At 43.7% G+C, this 3959-nt stretch carries 2 protein-coding genes; one reads left to right on the top strand and one right to left on the bottom strand.

Annotated elements, in window-relative coordinates; all coding sequences use genetic code 11:
• A partial coding sequence (locus A3762_RS06595; RefSeq protein ID WP_197469091.1) for a hypothetical protein occupies positions 1-451 on the bottom strand: 451 nt, incomplete at its 3' end.
• Positions 452-676: 225 nt separating this feature from the next.
• Between A3762_RS06595 and fusA the strand changes: the two genes are divergently transcribed.
• Positions 677-2761 carry an elongation factor G gene (fusA, locus tag A3762_RS06600; RefSeq protein WP_068476402.1) on the top strand — a complete coding sequence of 695 codons (2085 nt, stop codon included), beginning with the start codon at positions 677-679 and terminating at the stop codon, positions 2759-2761.
• The last annotated feature ends 1198 nt before the right edge of the window (positions 2762-3959 follow it).

Raw genomic sequence — 3959 nt, forward strand, 5'->3', positions numbered from 1 at the left:
GTGCATAGTCGCAATGTTTGATTCTGTGTTCGACATCTTTTTTCATGCTGAGATAAGTGGATGGCATTTTTCCGTCTGCGCCATTTGCAGAGACAAGCCCGTAGAAACCAGCGTCATGCTGTTTACCTAGTTTCGCGAAAGCTTCAGGATACTCCACATCAATACGCACATATTCCATAGCATTTGGCGTTTTCTTTTTGGTTGAGCCCAAGGCGCAAAATAAGTCCGATACCTCACGACTTGGTGCTTCGAAAGAGCTTGGATTCTGAAGAAGCTTGTTCCAATCACAAATAAAGTAGCTGAGTTTCTGATGCTGATAATCTGATGAGTTTTGTGATCGAACAAAGGCATAGACTTCTTCGTATTGTTTATCTTCACAGAGCTGTTGTACGAGACTTCGTCCAATTAAGCCGCTGGCGCCAGCGACCCAAGCAATCTTTCTGTTAGTCAAAACTTACTCTCTTATTTTGTGCAGTTTTCCATAGTGTAGGGCGGCATGAGGGCCAAGGTCTAGGGCATATGAATCTTAAATGGTGGCCTATTTTGTAGTGGGTTTTTCGGCATATTTTTAAAAAGTTCGGCTTGGACACTAAAATTTACGATTTTAACTCTTTTATTTACCTCAAATACTGTATACTTCGCGCGATTTTTTTCACCCCGAACTTCGAGTAAGACGATGACAGACTTAAGCAAGTACAGAAACATAGGTATTTTCGCGCACGTTGATGCGGGTAAAACCACTACAACAGAACGTATTTTGAAACTCACCGGTAAGATCCACAAAACTGGTGAAGTACACGATGGTGAATCTACAACTGACTTCATGGATCAGGAAGCAGAGCGTGGTATTACTATTCAATCAGCGGCGATCACAGCATTCTGGAAAGATCACCGTATGAACATCATCGATACTCCTGGACACGTTGACTTCACAGTTGAAGTATACCGTTCTTTGAAAGTACTTGATGGTGGTATCGGCGTATTCTGTGGTTCGGGCGGTGTTGAGCCTCAATCAGAAACTAACTGGCGTTATGCGGATGAATCAGGCGTTGCACGTTTGATCTTCGTTAACAAACTAGACCGTGTTGGTGCTGACTTCTTGAAAGTTGTTGACCAAGTAGAAAACACACTTGGCGCGAAGCCTCTTGTTATGACGCTTCCAATTGGTCGTGAAGACACCTTTACAGGTGTTGTAGACATCATGTCTAAGAAAGCATACATCTGGGATGACTCTGGTCTCCCTGAAAACTACAAAGTTGAAGATGTACCAGCAGACATGGTTGAAGACGTAGACATGTACTACGAGCAGATGGTTGAAACTGCTGTAGAAATGGACGACGACTTGATGATGGCTTACATGGATGGCGAAATGCCAACTGATGAGCAACTTAAAGCGTGTATCCGTAAAGGTACTAACGAGCTTGCGTTCTTCCCAACTTACTGTGGTTCTGCATTTAAGAACAAAGGTATTCAGCTTGTACTTGACGCTGTTGTTGATTACTTGCCTTCTCCAACAGAAGTTCCAGCTCAGCCTCTTACTGATGAGCACGGCGAGCCTACTGGTGAAGTTGCAACAGTATCTGTTGACGAGCCATTCCGCGCATTGGCGTTCAAGATCATGGACGACCGTTTCGGCGCACTAACGTTTATCCGTATTTACTCTGGTAAGTTGAACAAGGGTGACACCATCCTTAACTCATTCACAGGTAAGACTGAGCGTATTGGTCGTATGTGTGAAATGGAAGCGGATGAGCGTATTGAACTTGATTCAGCACAAGCGGGTGACATCATCGCTGTTGTTGGTATGAAGAACGTACAAACAGGTCACACGCTTTGTGATACTAAGCATGAATGTACACTTGAAGCGATGGTATTCCCTGATCCAGTTATCTCGATCGCAGTTAAGCCAAAAGACAAAGGTTCAACTGAGAAAATGGGTGTTGCTATCGGTAAGATGGTTGCAGAAGATCCAACGTTCATCGTTGAAACTGACGAAGATTCAGGCGAAACCATCCTTAAAGGTATGGGTGAGCTTCACCTAGATATCAAAGTAGATATCTTGAAGCGTACTTTCGGTGTTGAGCTAGAAGTAGGTCAGCCACAGGTTGCATACCGTGAGACTATCACGCAAGCAATCGAAGACAGCTATACGCACAAGAAGCAGTCTGGTGGTTCTGGTCAGTTCGGTAAGATCGACTACCGCATCAAGCCAGGTGAGCAAAACACTGGTCTTACTTTCACTTCAACAGTTGTTGGTGGTAACGTTCCTAAGGAATTCTTCCCAGCAATCGAGAAAGGTTTCCAAGGTATGATGGAAACTGGTCCACTTGCAGGCTTCCCTGTATTGGACGTTGAAGTTGAACTATACGATGGTGCTTACCACGCAGTTGACTCATCAGCAGTAGCATTTGAGATTGCAGCAAAAGGTGCATTCCGTCAGTCAATGCCAAAAGCTGGTCCTCAACTTCTTGAGCCAGTGATGAAAGTAGACGTGTTTACTCCAGACGATCACGTTGGTGATGTTATCGGTGACTTGAACCGTCGTCGTGGCATGATCAAGGACCAAGAAGCTGGTAATACTGGTGTACGTGTTAAAGCGGACGTTCCTCTTTCAGAGATGTTCGGTTACATCGGTCACCTACGTACTATTACTTCTGGTCGTGGTCAGTTCTCAATGGAGTTCTCTCACTACGCACCTTGCCCAATGAACGTGGCAGAAGAAGTAATTGCTGAAGAAAAGGCTAAGAAAGAAGCTAAGTAAGCCTTAGTTCTTTTAGCTAAAAGCCCTGTTGGAAACAACGGGGCTTTTTTGTGCATAACAATAAATCAAGGAAGTACTGTTAATGAGCAGAGTCGTCTCATTTGTTTTTCTATCGCTTTGTTTTTCTACCATGACCTTGGCAGAAAATTCTTATCAATTTGCTGTATATGGAGCGGGAGCGAGTATCTCTCAAGACAATTCAGGATCAGGTAAGTTCTTAGGCTTAAGCGCGACGGCATATTTAGATCCGATCATGCTTGATGGAAGCAAGCCACTTGCCTTGGCAGCGAAATATCAACAAGTCTCAAGNGTATTTGCTTATCATACGCAGCTCGAATACTCCGACCTTGCTCAAGTTAGAGGTGGTCGTATTTTAGAAACAGTAGATAATGATCGCACTGGCCTTGGTGGCACTATCACGCATGAGAGTATTCCACTTTGGTTATCGGTAAATCATGTGTTTAGTGATGACGCAGAGCTTGGTTTTAGAGATGGGACTACGTTCACCAATAGCGATAGCATGACGGAGTTTGAGCTAGGTGTTTATGCATCAGAACACATGATCGCATCATTGATTTATAATGATGCAGTTCGTGATACCTATGGTTTAACCGTCGATGCATTGTTTGAGCTTGCTGATTTGGGTCAATTTATTGAACTGTCAGCGCTTTATCTTGAAATAGAGCACGATGAGATAGATTTGTCGGTTGTGAACAATACCGTTCGAAACTTAGATACAAATCCTTTAGAAGAGACTCAACTTGGTTTAGGTGTGACCTACTTTCCGACGAAGGCTATCGATGTTGGTCTCACGTATACATCCACAAAGTTGAGTCATGGCCCAGCTTCCAAAGAGCTGGTTTATAGCCTTAACGCAGGATGGTTCTTCAGCCAGGACACAGCCATTCGCCTTGAATATGCCTTATTTGAGGATGATACTTTCTTTATCGATTCAAGCGTCAGCGCTGAACTGCTTTATCGTTTCTAATTCGATAAGTAGTTTTTCAAGATCTTGAGACAAAAGCATCTATTTTATCGAAATGGATGCTTTGCTAGTTCTTAGACCCCATATCTATCAGGCTTTGTTTTGCTTTATAAAATCGAGACAGGATGTGGGGAACCTTCAGAGGTATGACTTCCCTCACTAGGCGCACGATATAGCGGATGAGCGCCACGTGTTTCAATTGCTGGGCTGATT

The sequence above is a fragment of the Oleiphilus sp. HI0125 genome (genome assembly GCF_001635355.1).

What these genes read in the sequence shown, in the direction of transcription:
- fusA (WP_068476402.1), top strand. Translation starts at nt 677, where the DNA reads ATGACAGACTTAAGCAAGTACAGAAACATAGGTATTTTCGCGCACGTT.